The 13,308-nt window shown below is 65.8% G+C and carries 15 protein-coding genes; 10 read left to right on the forward strand and 5 right to left on the reverse strand.

What is annotated here, in order from left to right:
• Positions 1 to 268 precede the first annotated feature (268 nt).
• The 4 genes from efp to CCR82_RS19115 all read left to right on the forward strand — a co-directional run bounded on the left by efp (position 269) and on the right by CCR82_RS19115 (position 3,237).
• The gene (efp, locus tag CCR82_RS09870) at positions 269 to 841 is read left to right on the forward strand and encodes an elongation factor P (protein WP_201245570.1); all 573 of its coding nucleotides are present in this window, start codon (positions 269 to 271) and stop codon (positions 839 to 841) included.
• A complete protein-coding gene (gene epmA, locus CCR82_RS09875) occupies positions 838 to 1,818 on the forward strand; it encodes an EF-P lysine aminoacylase EpmA (RefSeq protein WP_201245572.1) in 981 nt (326 codons plus the stop codon). The genes efp and epmA overlap by 4 nt, the downstream gene beginning before the upstream one ends.
• Before the next feature lie 169 nt (positions 1,819 to 1,987).
• On the forward strand, positions 1,988 to 2,191 hold the full coding sequence (locus tag CCR82_RS09880) for a hypothetical protein (protein WP_201245574.1): 204 nt from the start codon (positions 1,988 to 1,990) through the stop codon (positions 2,189 to 2,191).
• A gap of 11 nt (positions 2,192 to 2,202) precedes the next feature.
• Complete coding sequence (locus CCR82_RS19115) at positions 2,203 to 3,237, forward strand: diguanylate cyclase (protein WP_201245576.1); 1,035 nt, start codon at positions 2,203 to 2,205, stop codon at positions 3,235 to 3,237.
• A gap of 47 nt (positions 3,238 to 3,284) precedes the next feature.
• Here the strand turns inward: CCR82_RS19115 and asd are convergent, their stop codons facing one another.
• Together asd and CCR82_RS09895 are read right to left on the reverse strand one after the other, a co-directional pair.
• Positions 3,285 to 4,178 (reverse strand): archaetidylserine decarboxylase, encoded by an 894-nt coding sequence (gene asd / locus CCR82_RS09890; RefSeq protein ID WP_201245582.1) that lies wholly within the window; start codon positions 4,176 to 4,178, stop codon positions 3,285 to 3,287.
• Positions 4,171 to 4,839 carry an SCO family protein gene (locus CCR82_RS09895; protein ID WP_201245584.1) on the reverse strand — a complete coding sequence of 223 codons (669 nt, stop codon included), beginning with the start codon at positions 4,837 to 4,839 and terminating at the stop codon, positions 4,171 to 4,173. The genes asd and CCR82_RS09895 overlap by 8 nt, the downstream gene beginning before the upstream one ends.
• 339 nt (positions 4,840 to 5,178) lie before the next feature.
• On the opposite strand from CCR82_RS09895, the gene msrB reads away from it, so the two are divergent.
• The 3 genes from msrB to CCR82_RS09910 all read left to right on the forward strand — a co-directional run bounded on the left by msrB (position 5,179) and on the right by CCR82_RS09910 (position 7,349).
• Entirely contained in the window at positions 5,179 to 5,577 is a 399-nt protein-coding gene (msrB, locus tag CCR82_RS09900) for a peptide-methionine (R)-S-oxide reductase MsrB (protein ID WP_201245586.1), read from the forward strand.
• The gene (locus CCR82_RS09905) at positions 5,578 to 6,771 is read left to right on the forward strand and encodes a D-alanyl-D-alanine carboxypeptidase (RefSeq protein ID WP_201245588.1); all 1,194 of its coding nucleotides are present in this window, start codon (positions 5,578 to 5,580) and stop codon (positions 6,769 to 6,771) included.
• A gap of 149 nt (positions 6,772 to 6,920) precedes the next feature.
• Positions 6,921 to 7,349 carry an FKBP-type peptidyl-prolyl cis-trans isomerase gene (locus tag CCR82_RS09910; RefSeq protein ID WP_201245590.1) on the forward strand — a complete coding sequence of 143 codons (429 nt, stop codon included), beginning with the start codon at positions 6,921 to 6,923 and terminating at the stop codon, positions 7,347 to 7,349.
• A 110-nt stretch (positions 7,350 to 7,459) separates the two neighbouring features.
• Here CCR82_RS09910 and CCR82_RS09915 read toward each other — a convergent pair whose 3' ends face one another.
• Positions 7,460 to 7,993 (reverse strand): EF-hand domain-containing protein, encoded by a 534-nt coding sequence (locus CCR82_RS09915; RefSeq protein ID WP_201245592.1) that lies wholly within the window; start codon positions 7,991 to 7,993, stop codon positions 7,460 to 7,462.
• A gap of 219 nt (positions 7,994 to 8,212) precedes the next feature.
• Between CCR82_RS09915 and CCR82_RS09920 the strand changes: the two genes are divergently transcribed.
• Genes CCR82_RS09920 through CCR82_RS09930 form a run of 3 tightly spaced genes read left to right on the forward strand, consistent with a single transcriptional unit; the run spans position 8,213 to position 11,288 of the window.
• Positions 8,213 to 10,021 (forward strand): glutamine--tRNA ligase/YqeY domain fusion protein, encoded by a 1,809-nt coding sequence (locus CCR82_RS09920; RefSeq protein WP_201245594.1) that lies wholly within the window; start codon positions 8,213 to 8,215, stop codon positions 10,019 to 10,021.
• The gene (locus tag CCR82_RS09925; protein WP_201245603.1) at positions 10,018 to 10,599 is read left to right on the forward strand and encodes a DUF1569 domain-containing protein; all 582 of its coding nucleotides are present in this window, start codon (positions 10,018 to 10,020) and stop codon (positions 10,597 to 10,599) included. The genes CCR82_RS09920 and CCR82_RS09925 overlap by 4 nt, the downstream gene beginning before the upstream one ends.
• An 11-nt stretch (positions 10,600 to 10,610) precedes the next feature.
• Positions 10,611 to 11,288, forward strand: coding sequence for an LOG family protein (locus tag CCR82_RS09930; protein ID WP_201245610.1), 678 nt, complete (start codon positions 10,611 to 10,613; stop codon positions 11,286 to 11,288).
• A 55-nt stretch (positions 11,289 to 11,343) separates the two neighbouring features.
• On the opposite strand, the gene CCR82_RS09935 is transcribed toward CCR82_RS09930, so the two are convergent.
• On the reverse strand, positions 11,344 to 11,703 hold the full coding sequence (locus CCR82_RS09935) for a hypothetical protein (protein WP_201245612.1): 360 nt from the start codon (positions 11,701 to 11,703) through the stop codon (positions 11,344 to 11,346).
• Positions 11,704 to 11,733: 30 nt separating this feature from the next.
• A complete protein-coding gene (locus CCR82_RS09940) occupies positions 11,734 to 13,299 on the reverse strand; it encodes a cryptochrome/photolyase family protein (protein ID WP_201245615.1) in 1,566 nt (521 codons plus the stop codon).
• Positions 13,300 to 13,308 lie beyond the last annotated feature (9 nt).

Raw genomic sequence — 13,308 nt, forward strand, 5'->3', positions numbered from 1 at the left:
TAGCGAACACCGGGGGCGTCGGTGTGGCTGTGGGGGTGGGCTTGAGAACCATCGGCTAACAACTCAAGTTTCAACCGCTTTCAGAAAAGCTACTGGTAACATGAGGGTTTCAAATTTGGAATTGCTGATCTCCCCACCAAGGTCTGCCATCGCTGTTGGTTTCGCGCTACTATATCGGGTTGATTTTCTATCCGGTTGCGGCGCCCAACGGCTCGACGTTGCCGGATTTCCATCGTGTTGATGGCAAGATGCACTGCAAGGGGACCTGATGGCAAATTACAAGACCAATGAATTCAAGGGCGGGCTGAAGATCATGCTCGACGGTGATCCTTATACGATCGTCGAAAACGAGTTCGTCAAGCCGGGCAAGGGCCAGGCCTTCAATCGCGTCAAGGTGCGCAACCTCAAGACCGGTCGCGTGGTGGAGCGCACCTTCAAATCCGGCGACTCGGTCGAGGCCGCCGATGTGCACGAAACCGACCTCCAGTTCCTCTACTACGACGGCGAACTCTGGCACTTCATGGACCCGAGCAGCTTCGAGCAGTTGACCGCCGATGAGGCGGCGCTCGGCGAGGCCTCGAAATGGATCAAGGAGCAGGATCTGTGCAATGTGACCCTCTACAACGGCCAACCGATCAGTATCGAGGCGCCGAGCTTCGTGGTGCTCGAGATCACCGACACCGATCCCGGCCTCAAGGGCGACACCTCGGGCGGCGGCGGTAAGCCCGCAACGCTCGAGACCGGCGCGGTGGTCAACGTGCCCCTGTTCGTGCAGACCGGCGAGATGATCAAGGTCGACACCCGCACCGGCTCCTACGTCTCGCGCGCCAAGGACGAGTGACCGTCCAGTCCTGGCCGCCGAGCGCCGGGCTTGGCGTCCTGCGCGCACGCGCCCGGATGCTACATCGGCTGCGTGCGTTCTTCGCCGAACGTGGCCTGTTGGAAGTCGAGACGCCGGTGCTGTCCCAAGCTGCGGTGACTGATCCAGCGCTCGCCTCGCTGAGCACGATCTGGGCGGGCTCAGCGGGAGCGCAAGGCGAGCGGCTCTACCTGCAGACCTCGCCAGAACTGCCGATGAAACGGCTGCTTGCGGCAGGCAGCGGCCCGATTTATCAAGTCTGCAAGGTGTTCCGCGACGGTGAACGCGGGCATCGGCACCATCCGGAATTCAGCCTGCTCGAATGGTACCGCCCCGGTTGGACGCTCGAGGCGCTGATCGACGAGGTCGCGGCACTGGTGCGGTGGCTGCTCGAACGGCCCGCGCTCGAGGTCGAGCGCATCCGCTATCGTGACCTCTTTCGCGAGCGCCTGCGGGTCGATCCCCTGCAGGCCGAGGTGAGCGCATTACAGGCAGCAGGGCAGGCGGCGGGCCTGAGCGGCTGCGACGGACTGGAGCTGGATCGCGACGGCTGGCTGGATCTGCTGATGAGCCGGTGTCTGGAGCCCGAACTCGGGCGCGATCGTCTGACCTTCGTGCGCGATTATCCCCCGAGCCAGGCGGCCTTGGCCCGCGTGCAGCCGGGTCCGCACCCAGTCGCGGCGCGCTTCGAACTCTATCTCGACGGCATGGAGCTGGCCAACGGTTTCGATGAGCTGACCGATGCTGGCGAGCAGCGGGCGCGCTTCGCGGCCGACCTGGACGCGCGGCGTGCGGCCGGCCTGCCGCAGCCGCCGCTCGACGAGGCCTTCCTCGCCGCGCTGGAGTCGGGCCTGCCGCCGACCGCCGGCGTGGCGCTGGGCCTCGATCGGCTGCTGATGTGTGCAATCGGAGCGGAGCATATCGATACAGTGCTCGCGTTTCCGGTCGAGCGGGCCTGAGGACAGGTCGCGACGGGCCTCGATCGAGATGAAGCCGTTGGCGTAACCGTAACTGTGAATGAATCCTCAGAAGAAAGTGGGGTGGCTGTGCTTAATTAAGTAAAGAGGATGACGAAAGCGCGCTTGTCTGCCAAATGAACGGTTGCCGAACGCTTGCTCGGAGACGGCCATGAACACAAGAGCCCCCATCGCTCTGGGCGCGCTGGCGTTCTCGTTCTGCGCGATGCCGCTGCGCACCTCGGTGCAGGCGGCCGAGCCGTTGGTCACCGGTCCGGCGTGGTCGGATGACGTGCAGGCTCGTATCGACTGCGTCCACTCATCCGCAGATTCCAGTGTCCTCAGGACGGCGGCATGCCTGGCGGTGATGCAATGAGCAGCAGAGTCGTGAGGGATCACACAGCGTCCTGGAGTCATCCTGAGGGGTTGTTGCGGGCGGTCGGTAACGGATTCATCGCGCTGACCATCTTGGCGGTGGTCGCGGTGACCTGGATGAGCTATGACCACCACCTGAGGTATTACTGCGGTTATCTGCGCATCCTGAGTCAGATGAGGGCGCAGCATATCAGCGAGCGTATCATCTCGCGTCATCCTGAATCCTGGAAGCACGAAGCCGCACGCATCGAGGCGCTGCTCGGACGCCAGCGCCCGGAGGCGCATCTTTCGTTGGAAGAATGCGTCTATGACAGCGACGGTCGCTTGATCGCTGCGGTCGGTGCCTGTCGCGGCGCCCCCTGTTTGCGAGAGCACGCCGAACTGCGCGACGCTGGGGTGAGCGTTGGGATGCTCGAGATTCGCATGGAATTGAATCCACTGGTGCGCCGAACGGCCATGATCGGCACCGTCGCCACGCTGATGGGCCTGGTCGCCATCGGCCTCTTCGGTTGGTTCCCGATGCGCGGCTGGCGCGAATCCCAGCAGCGAGTCTGCTTCTTGGCCGAGCATGATCCGCTCACCGAGCTGCTGAATCGTCAAGCCGCAGAACGGGTCTACGCACACGAGCGTGCACGCGCCTCCAGGCATGAGCTGGCGCTGTCGGTGCTCATCTTCGACATCGACCATTTCAAACGGATCAACGACAGCTATGGCCACGAACGCGGCGATCAGGTACTGCGCGCCCTGACGGCGCTGGTCAGTGAGCAGCTGCGCGCCAGCGATACCCTGGTGCGTTGGGGAGGTGAGGAATTCGTGATCATTGCACCGCACACGACGGTGGATCTGGCAGTGCAGTTCGGGGAAAAACTGCGAGCCGCAGTGGAAGCGGCGCACGTCGGTATTCCGGAGGCGGTCACGATCAGCATCGGCATCAGCCCCTGTGAGCGCACGGATAGCCTGCCTGCGGCCGTTGATCGGGCGGATGAGGCGCTGTATCGGGCCAAACGCGCAGGACGGAATCGGGTCGAACGGGCCGAGTCAGGTTGACGGCGGTCACGACGCAGAGGGGCGCGGATCAGGCGCAGGGCGTCGACTCACTGGATCTGCCCAATGGCGCTGCCAGCGCGGACCTGGGCGCCTGGGATCAGCGCCGAAGCCCAGGTCACGGCCTCGGCGCCGAACAACAGGATCACGGTCGAGCCCATGTTGAAGCGGCCGAGTTCGTCGCCGCGCGCGAGCCGGATGGGCCCAGATCCTGCCTCGGTGACAGTGACCGCCTTGATCCGTGGTGGCGTCATCCGGCCGGCCCAGACCGTCTCGATGCTGCCGACGAAGATCGCACCGACCAGGACCACGGCCATCGGTCCGGCGGCGGTCTCAAACAGGCAGACCACGCGCTCGTTGCGGGCGAACAGGCGCGGCACCCCGGCGACAGTGGTCGGATTGACGCTGAACAGCCGGCCCGGCACCTGAATGGTGCGGACCAGCGCGCCGCCGAGCGGCATGTGGATGCGATGATAATCGCGCGGTGACAGATAGAGCGTCGCGAAGCGCCCGTCGCGAAAGCGCGCCGCGAGCGCGCCATCCCCGCCGAGCAGGTGATCGAGCCGATAGCGCTGGCCCTTGGCCTGCAGCAGCTGCTCGGCACGGATGGCGCCGACCGCGCTGACCCGCCCGTCGACCGGACAGGCGATTGCATCCGCCGCTTCCGGCAATGGGCGCACCCCCGGACGCAGCGCGCGGGTGAAGAAGGCATTGAAGGTCGGATAGGCGCGCGGGTCCGGCTCCTCGGCTTCCTCGAGCGCGACTCGGAACAGCCGTGCATAGAGCTGGACCACCCAGGGCAAGAGCCCTGGCAGCCGGCGCTGGGTCAGCCAGTGCATCGCGTTCGACAGCGCATGCTGCGGCAGCCCGTATTGCAACAGCACGAACAGTCGCGCGCCGATCCCGGTGCGCTGGGTGCTGTCGGTCGCGGGTGACTCAGGCATCGTCCGGCTCGGTTGCGGGCGGGAAGGCATCCGGGCGCTCGGCCAAGCGCGCGAGGTCGGCCGCGATCTGCGCGGCGGGCTGGCTGCCCGGGAACAACGCCACCAGGCGCGCCTGCGGGCCGATCAGGAACAGCGGTGGCGGCTGCTCGTGATCAGCGGCATCGGCATCGGTATCAGCATCGCCATCGCCGCCGGCCCCCAGCGCCTGCTGGAGGCGCTCGAACTCGTCCTGGCTGGTGCTGAGCACGGAGAGATTGGGAGTCAAGCGCTCGAAATCGCGGGCCAACCTGGGCGCATCGTCTGCGCTGATCAGGAGTAGTTGAAGGTGTTGGCGTACCTCGGGCTGATCGGCGACCCGGTTGGCGATCTCGATCAGGCGCGCCACCCCGCGGTGTCCAGCCGCGCTACCGGGCGAACCGAAGGCGATCAGCGACCAGTGACCGCGCAGATCGGCGTGGGTGATGGTCCCCTGCGGCCCCCGTAGCGTCTCGAAGGCCGGGAGCGCCACGGGCGCGCGCATGAGCACGCCGTCGATGCGTAACGGAGCCTCATGCTCCCGCTGGAATTGATTGCCCCATTGATAACCGACGAGGAACAGGCCGACGGCGGCGAGGGCCATGATCAAGCGGGCGACCAGCGGGCGTGAGGAACGACGCCTCATCGAGGATGCCGCGCACGGGCGAGACCGCGCCGACCGGCGACCCGGCCTCGGGCGACACGGCCTCGAAAGGTGCGGCGTAACGACGCCGAGCGCGGGCGCGGGTAGACATCGGTGGGGTCGGACCCCATCAAGGTGCGTACTGGGAGCTGGAAGGGCCTGATGGGCATAGCGGTATCAGCGGTATCCAGGCAGGTGGCGAGCGCCCGGCGGCGCCCTGTCCGACTCGCGAGTATAACGACGCAAGGATCGCCGTCTCAACCAGGGGTGCCCACTGGGTCAGCCGCCCAATAGCCGCGGCCCCGCAGCCCTTTGTCATCGACCATTCAATGAGGCCAAGCCATGACCGACAAGATCGAAAAGACGGATGCCGAATGGCGCGCGCAGCTCAGCGCCGAGCAATATCGGGTGTTGCGCGAACATGGCACCGAGCCGGCTTTCACCGGTGCCTATTTCGACACCAAGACGCCGGGGCATTATCGCTGCGCGGCTTGCGAGGCTGAGCTGTTCGGCTCCGAGGAGAAGTTCGACTCCGGCACTGGTTGGCCGAGTTTCTACGCGCCGCTCGCCGAGTCTGCGGTCGAGACCCAAACCGATGGCAGCCTCGGCATGCGCCGCACCGAGGTCCACTGCGCCCGCTGCGGCTCGCACCTCGGGCATGTGTTCCCGGATGGCCCGAAACCGACCGGCCTGCGCTATTGCATCAACTCGGTGTCACTGGCGTTCGAGCCGGAGGCCTAGGTGTTGGTCAGGGTCTTACTGGCCAGCGCGCTGCTCTGGCTCTCCGGTCTCGCGCCCAGCCTGGCGGGACCGGTCGAGGAGGTGCTGGCCTTGCCGGAGGCGAGCCTGGTGCTCAGCGATGGGCAGCGCCTGCTGATCGCCGAGCAGCCCGATCGGCCGCTGGTGCCGGCATCGACCATGAAGCTGGTGATCGCCCTGGCGGCGATCGAGCGCTGGGGGCTGGCGCATCGCTTCGAGACGCGCTTCTACCTGGGGCCTGATGACCGGCTCTGGGTGCGCGGCGGCGGTGATCCCTATCTGGTCTCGGAGGAACTGGATCGCGTCGTCGCCGCGCTGAAGGCCGCTGGCGTGCGCGCCGTGACGGGCATCGGGCTCGACGCGGAGTTGTTCGGGACGCAGGTGCTGATCCCCGGGCGTTCGTCGAGCAACAATCCCTATGACGCGCCGGTGACCGCGCTTGCGGTCAATTTCAATACCGTCAGCCTGCGGGTCGCGGGTGGGCGTGTCCAGAGCGGCGAGGCGCAGACACCGCTCACCCCGACCGCGCAACGGCTTGGCCGCGGGCTCGGCGAGGGCAAGCATCGGGTCAATCTGGTCGATGGCGAGACCGCGCTTGCGCATTTCGGCGAGGTCCTGACGGCGAAGCTGCAACAGGCTGGGGTCCGCGTCGAGGGACTGTCCGCGCCTGGGCGGGTGCCCAGCTCGGCGCGGCTGATTTACACCCATCGCAACGGGCTGACGCTTGAACAGGTGCTCGAGAACATGCTCCAGTACTCGACCAATTTCGTCGCCAATGACCTGTTCCTGCTGCTCGGCGAGCGCGAGGGGCGGGCGCGCATGGCCGACGCCCAGCGCACAGTGGAGCAGTGGGCGCGGCAGACCTTCGGTTGGCGTGCGTTTCGCATCGAAGACGGCGCGGGCCTTTCGCGCGGCAACCGGCTCAGTGGACGCCAGATGCTCGATGTGCTCGAGCGCCTGCGGCCCTATCGCGCGCTGCTGCCAGCGCAGGACAACGACCCCGATGTGCGCGCCAAGACCGGCACGCTGCGCGGTGTCAGCACCTATGCGGGGTTCGTGCGGCGTGGGCGCGAGTGGCGGCCCTTCAGCCTGATGATCAACCAGCCGGTCGCCTATGGCTTGCGCCTTCAGGTCGCGAGTGCGTTGGCGCGGGGGCAGGGGCTGACTGGAGACTGATCTGGCGGAGGGCTCAGGGCCGCTGATGGCCTGCTTCGGTTTGCGCTCGGGGCGAGGCTCGTCTAAGGTGACTGGAACATCCTTGCTCGTGCCTGTTCTGGCGCGGGCCGTCATGCACCTTCATCCGAACCAACCCTTGGAGACGTTCTATGTCTGAAGCAAAAAGCGGCGATACCGTCAAAGTCCATTACACCGGCACCCTGTCCGATGGCACCGAATTCGATTCCTCGCGCGGCCAAGAGCCGCTCGAGTTCACCCTCGGGCAGGGGCAGATGATCAGCGGCTTCGAGGACGCGGTGCTCGGCATGGCCCTCGGTGAGAACAAGACCGTCACCCTCGCCTCCGAAGAGGCCTATGGTGAGCGCAACGAGGCCATGGTGCAGGAAGTGCCGCGCAGTGCCATCCCGCCGGAGATCGAACTCACCGAGGGCATGCTGCTGCAGGCACAGGGGCCGGACGGCGAGACGCTGCGCTTCACCGTGGCCGATTTCAACGAGGAGGCGGTCACGGTCGACGGCAACCATCCCCTCGCTGGCCGTGATCTGACCTTCCAGCTCGAACTGGTGCAGATCGCCTGAGTCGGTCACCACCAAGGTCTAGGGGCAGGGGGACCGAGCGATCGCAGCCATCGCTGCGGCCCGCCCCTAGGCGAGGCGCGCCGTCCCTGGCCGCGTCTGCGGGCAGGTGCTTACTGGTGCGGATTCTCCGTGCCCTGCTGCTGCATCTTCTGCATCTGCTCTTGCATCTGGCGCTGCATCTCATCGAAGAACGCGGTCGCCTCTTCCATGGTCGCAACACCGTCGCCATCAGCATCCATGCGTTGGAAGGAATCCATGGTCGGCTGTTCGAATTCCTCCAGGCTCACTTGGCCGTCGTCGTCCTGATCGAGGTTCTTGACGAAAGTCTCGCCTGGGTCCGGCATGCCGCGCTCTTTCATCGCTTCGAGCATTTCGGCCGGCACCTGCTCGTTGAACGCCGTACCGGCTTCCTCGACGCTGATGAAGCCGTCGTCATCGGCATCGGTCTCGGTGAAACGCGGCTGCTGCGGTGCGAGTGCCTCCTCGAGGCTGACCTTGCCATCGCCGTCGCTGTCGAGCTGCTGAATGAACGCCTCGGCGGGCTTGGCCTCGGTCCCGGCAGGTGCGGCCTCTTGGGCGAGGGCGCTGCCCGTGACCAAGGTTCCGGCAATCGCAAGGGCAAGGATCGACGTGGCTCTCTGCATGATCTGGCTCCGTGGGTGATGAATTGAGCGTGCGAACTCTCGGCCAGCGATGATCAAGCGATAGGCAAGTCACCGTTGTGCCGAGCTGGCGACAGGGTAGTGCTCCTGAGGCGTACTGGCAAACGCAGGGTTCAATGAAGGGCGGCAAGCCAGTATGCTGAGCGCTTTTCGCTCGCGGCTGGTGATCCCTGGCCGCTCGGGCCTTGGATGCTTCTCGCTATGGCTGATTCTGTCTCGACGCCGACCCGGACCAACTTCATCCGCCAGATCGTCCAGGACGACCTGGCGCGCGGTCAACACGCCCGCGTGATAACACGCTTTCCGCCCGAGCCGAACGGCTATCTGCACATCGGCCACGCCAAGTCGATCGTGCTCAACTTCGGACTGGCCGAGGACTTGGGCGGGGTCTGCCATCTGCGCTTCGACGATACCAATCCGGGCAAGGAAAGCCCCGAGTTCGTCGCGGCCATCAAGGCCGATGTGCGCTGGCTCGGTTTCGACTGGGGCGGGCCGGTGCGCTTCGCATCGGACTATTTCGAGCAGCTCTATGGCTTTGCGCTCGAGCTGATCGAAAAAGGGTTGGCCTACGTCTGTGACCTCTCGGGCGAGGAGACCCGCGCCTATCGCGGCACCCTGACCGAGCCCGGTCGCGACAGCCCCTATCGTGATCGCAGTATCGACGAGAACCGGGATCTGTTCCGGCGCATGCGCGCCGGCGAGTTCCCGGACGGCGCCCGCACCCTGCGCGCGAAGATCGACATGGCGGCGCCGAACATCAATCTGCGCGATCCGGTGCTCTATCGCATCCGCCACGGCGTGATCCATCATCAGACCGGCAGCGAGTGGTGCCTGTACCCGACCTACGACTACACGCATCCGATCTCGGATGCGCTGGAAGGCATCACCCATTCACTGTGCACGCTGGAGTTCGAGGATCACCGCCCGCTCTACGAGTGGTGCGTGGCCAACGTCTCGGTGCCCTGTCAGCCACGCCAGATCGAGTTCAGCCGGCTCAATCTCGAGTACACGGTGATGAGCAAGCGCTTGCTGACGCAACTGGTCTCGGAGCGGATCGTCGCCGGCTGGGATGATCCGCGTATGCCGACCATCGCGGGGCTGCGCCGGCGCGGTTTCACGCCGGGCGCGGTGCGCGGTTTCTGCGAGCGCATCGGCGTGACCAAGGCCGATAATTTGGTCGAGATGGGCGTGCTCGAGAGCGCGATCCGCGATGAACTCGATGCCAGCGCGCCGCGTGCGATGGCGGTGCTCGATCCGCTGCGGGTCGTGCTCACCAACCTGCCGGCGGACGCGCCCGCTGCGGTACAGGCGCGCAATCACCCGAAGGATGAGGCGATGGGATCGCGCGCGGTGCCGCTCGGCTCGGTGCTGTTCATCGACCGCAGCGATTTCGAGGAAACGCCGCCGAAGGGCTTCAAGCGCCTGATCCCCGAGGGCGAGGTGCGGCTTCGCAATGCCTATGTGATCCGCTGCGATGAGATCATCAAGGATGCCGATGGGGCGGTGATCGAACTGCGCTGTTCGGTCGACCCCGACACCCTCGGCAAGAATCCTGAGGGGCGCAAGGTCAAAGGCGTGATCCATTGGGTCGCGGCCGAGACGGCGGTTCGCGCCGAAGTGCGGCTCTATGATCGCCTGTTCACCGTCCCCCAGCCTGGCGCTGGCGAGCGAGACTTTCGCGAGGACTTGAATCCCGACTCCTTGCACACCCTCAGCGGCGCGCTGCTCGAGCCCAGCCTCGCCGAGGCGCAGCCGGGCGCGCGCTTCCAGTTCGAGCGCGAGGGCTATTTCGTCGTCGATCCCGACTCGACGCCCGAACGGCCGGTCTTCAACCGCACGGTGACCCTGCGGGATACCTGGGCGAAGGCGCAGGGCGCCGGCACTCATGGCGCTAGGGGCCAGGGGGCCGGCGTTCAGAGGTCAGGAGGCCACCAGCAGGCGTCATCAGTGGACGGTAAGGCTCAAGCCGCTTTAGCGCCGGATATCGGTGCATCCGGAGGCGCCGCATGAATTCGACAGCGCCGCCTCCACTCGAGCTGCCAGGTGCTGGCATTGGCTGGTTCGAGCGCACATTGCTTGGGGCGGGCATCCGCGCGGCGGATCGTTTCATCGGCAAGGATCGGCTGACGCGGATGTTTCGCCAGGAGGCCGAGCGCGCCATGGTGGTGGCGCGCGGCCTGAGCGAGGCGCAGGGGCGTGAGCGGGTGAGGATCGAACGCTTCATTGGCATCGAGGACAGTAGTCGCGACTGGTCGGTGTACATGACGCTCGAGCATCTGGTGATCGTCAACACCGCCATCGCCGCGATCTTGCCGCAGCTCTATTCCAACCGTGTGGTCGGCACCCAGGTCAAGATCGAGGAGGTTAAACCGGTGCCAGAGGCCGGTCCAGAGCAGATCGACGACCTTGCCGCCTTGGTCGACCGTTACACCGACATCGTTGACAAACTGGGCAACTTGCGTACAGGAGCCGGGCTCCCGCATCCCTGGTTCGGTACACTCTCGGCGGCGCAGTGGCACGCGCTAGCGACCACCCATAACAGCACCCATCGGCGTCAGATCGAGCGCATCAAGCAGGCGTTGAGCTGAGATCCATCCTCATGCAAGATGCACCACCGAAGACGCCGGAGTCGGAACGCGAGCGCGAGCTGCTGTGCGGTGCCGATGATCTGCTCGCTGACTTCGATCGCGGCGTGACCGTCTTCAATGAGTTCGTGCAAGGCTGCCGAGGCCTGTTTGATCTCGGGCGCAGCGTGACGGTCTTCGGCTCGGCGCGTTTTACTGACGGGCATCGCTGGTATCAGCTCGCGCGGGCGATCGGCGCCGAACTGGCGCGTGCGGGCTGTACGGTGATCACTGGCGGCGGCCCCGGCCTCATGGAAGCTGCCAATCGCGGTGCTCAGGAGGCGGGTGGCCTGAGCGTCGGCTGCAATATCCGCTTACCGCATGAGCAACAGTCCAATCCCTACCTCGATCGGGTGCTGACCTTCGACTACTTCTTCGTGCGCAAGGTCATGCTGCTCAAATACTCATCGGGGTTCGTGTTCCTGCCCGGCGGTTTCGGCACCCTCGATGAATTGTTCGAGACCTTGACGCTGATGCAGACCGGCAAGGTCGAGGCGTTTCCGTGCGTCGCCGCAGGCACGGCGTTCTGGCAGCCGATGCTGGAGGTCGTGATGACGCAGCTCTATGAGGCAGGCACGGTCGCGCCGGGGGAGGTCGATCTCGGTCTGCTCGATGATCCGGCTGAGATCGTTGCTCATTTGCGCTTGGTCTGATCCTTGGCTTTGTTGACTCTTTCGGCTCCCTCAGTCTGTCGGTCACGCTCGCTCATCACACTTCAGAAGCATTCCAGTTGCTGAACGCCAGCAGCCAGGAATCGATGCCCGGGTTGCGCACGCCTTGCGCGCGCAACGCCTCGCCGATCTCGATCATCAGTGTGCGGAACTCGCGCACCTCCTGTTGCCAATGCGCTGCCGGCAATTCTGGATGATCCGCCATCGTCTCGGCCGCCAGAGAGCCAGCCCCGGCCCACCAATCATTGCCATCGAGCTGCGCGAGAGCCTGTTGTGGTGATGTCCGCAGTAAGACGCTGAGCCCATGCACTTCCGCCGCGCGCGGGTGCTTGATCCGGTCAAGCAACTCAGCAAGCTGCGACAACGGTGTCGATAGCGGAGTGTTGAACGTCGTCATGGCCGGTTCCTGTTGGCGGTTGTCGTTGCGCTATTTCGTCCTCGCGGACGCTGAGACCCGATCATAAGCCGCCAGGGCCTCGGCACGGCTTGCCTTGAGATCGATGATCGGTGCCGGATACTCGCAGCCGAGCCGGATGCCGCATTGGGCCAACAGGCTCGCCGGGGCCTGCCAGGGCTGATGGATCAGCCGATCCGGCAGCTTGGCAAGCTCCGGACACCAGCGCCGCACGTAGCGCCCCTGGGTGTCGAAGCGCTCGCCTTGGCGCACCGGGTTGAAGATGCGGAAATAGGGCGCGGCATCGGCGCCGCAGCCGGCGCTCCACTGCCAGCCTTGGGTGTTATTGGCCAGATCGGCGTCGACCAGGGTGTCCCAGAACCAGCGCGCGCCTTCTTGCCAGGGCAGGCGCAGGTTCTTGGTCAGCAGCGAGGCGACGATCATCCGCGCCCGGTTGTGCATCCAGCCGGTGTGCCAGAGTTCGCGCATGCCGGCGTCGACGATCGGGATGCCGGTGCGCCCGCGCTGCCAGGCTTTGAGCGGGGGTTCGGTGTCGCCGCTGCGCCAGGGGAAGTCGGCGAAGCGTGGGTTCAAGGGCTCGCTTGGGGTGTGCGGGAAATGATAGAGCAGTTGATGGCTGAACTCGCGCCAGCCCAGCTCGCGCAGATAGGGCTCGGCGATGGCTTGGTCGGCGAATACTGCATCGGGGTCGGAGCTAGAGCCGGAATCAGAGCCGGAGCTGGGGCCGGAACCAGAGCCGAGGTGGGCCTCGCGAATCCGGGCCAGGATCTGGCGCGGACCGATCTCGCCGAAGTGCAGATGCGGCGAGAGCCTGGAGGTGCCAGGTTCTGCCGGCCAGTCGCGGGACTCGTGATAGGAGCAGATCGCGTCGATGAGGAAGCGCTCGAGCGCCTGCCACGCGCCAGCCTCGCCCGGCTGCCAAGCCTCGCGCAGACCCTGATCCCAGGGGATGCTCGGCTGCAGCGCGAGTGCCTCGACAGCGAGCCCGTCGATCGCATTTGGAACCGGCGGCAAGGTCTCAGGTGGCGCGGCTGGTGGCGCGTCTAGTGCTACGGCTGGTGCTGGCGCGGACCTGTGCGCAGTCTCCGTACGCTCCGCGAGCTGCGGCCCGAGCCGGCGCCAGTAGGGCGTGAACACGCGATAGGGCTCGCCGCTGCCGGTCTTCAGCGTCCAAGGCTCGCAGAGCAGTGCCGCGTTGTGGCTCGCGCAATCGATCCCGTCGGCGCGCAAGGCCTGTTTGATCCGGCTGTCGCGGGCGATGAGCGCCGGCTCGTAGCAGCGGTTCCAATGCACTTGGGAGGCGTCGGTCTCGGCGATCAAGGCGCGCAGGGTCGCCAGACTTTCGCCCTGGCGGATGATCAGCCGGCTACCAAGGCGCTGCAGATGCTCGCTGAGCGCGCACAGGCTCTGGTGCAGCCACCAGCGGGAAGCCGCCCCCGGTTGCCATGGCGCTGCTTCGTCAGGCGCATGGAGATAGACCGGAATCACGCGCTCGCCGCGAGCGAGCGCCGCCGCGAGGGCCGGATTGTCGCCGAGCCGCAGATCGCGACGCAGCCAGACGAGGGCCGTGGTGGGCATGGGGATCTG

This window comes from Halochromatium salexigens (genome assembly GCF_016653295.1).
GTDB classification, from domain to species: domain Bacteria; phylum Pseudomonadota; class Gammaproteobacteria; order Chromatiales; family Chromatiaceae; genus Lamprobacter; species Lamprobacter salexigens.

Excerpts from the sequence above, each read along its gene's own strand:
- CCR82_RS09935 (WP_201245612.1), bottom strand. The coding sequence starts at position 11,703 with ATGACGACGTTCAACACTCCGCTATCGACACCGTTGTCGCAGCTTGCT.
- CCR82_RS09895 (WP_201245584.1), bottom strand. The coding sequence starts at position 4,839 with ATGAGGCGTCGTTCCTCACGCCCGCTGGTCGCCCGCTTGATCATGGCC.
- asd (WP_201245582.1), bottom strand. The coding sequence starts at position 4,178 with ATGCCTGAGTCACCCGCGACCGACAGCACCCAGCGCACCGGGATCGGC.
- efp (WP_201245570.1), top strand. The coding sequence starts at position 269 with ATGGCAAATTACAAGACCAATGAATTCAAGGGCGGGCTGAAGATCATG.
- CCR82_RS09910 (WP_201245590.1), top strand. The coding sequence starts at position 6,921 with ATGTCTGAAGCAAAAAGCGGCGATACCGTCAAAGTCCATTACACCGGC.
- CCR82_RS09940 (WP_201245615.1), bottom strand. The coding sequence starts at position 13,299 with ATGCCCACCACGGCCCTCGTCTGGCTGCGTCGCGATCTGCGGCTCGGC.
- CCR82_RS09925 (WP_201245603.1), top strand. The coding sequence starts at position 10,018 with ATGAATTCGACAGCGCCGCCTCCACTCGAGCTGCCAGGTGCTGGCATT.
- CCR82_RS09920 (WP_201245594.1), top strand. The coding sequence starts at position 8,213 with ATGGCTGATTCTGTCTCGACGCCGACCCGGACCAACTTCATCCGCCAG.
- CCR82_RS09880 (WP_201245574.1), top strand. The coding sequence starts at position 1,988 with ATGAACACAAGAGCCCCCATCGCTCTGGGCGCGCTGGCGTTCTCGTTC.
- CCR82_RS09915 (WP_201245592.1), bottom strand. The coding sequence starts at position 7,993 with ATGCAGAGAGCCACGTCGATCCTTGCCCTTGCGATTGCCGGAACCTTG.
- CCR82_RS09930 (WP_201245610.1), top strand. The coding sequence starts at position 10,611 with ATGCAAGATGCACCACCGAAGACGCCGGAGTCGGAACGCGAGCGCGAG.
- msrB (WP_201245586.1), top strand. The coding sequence starts at position 5,179 with ATGACCGACAAGATCGAAAAGACGGATGCCGAATGGCGCGCGCAGCTC.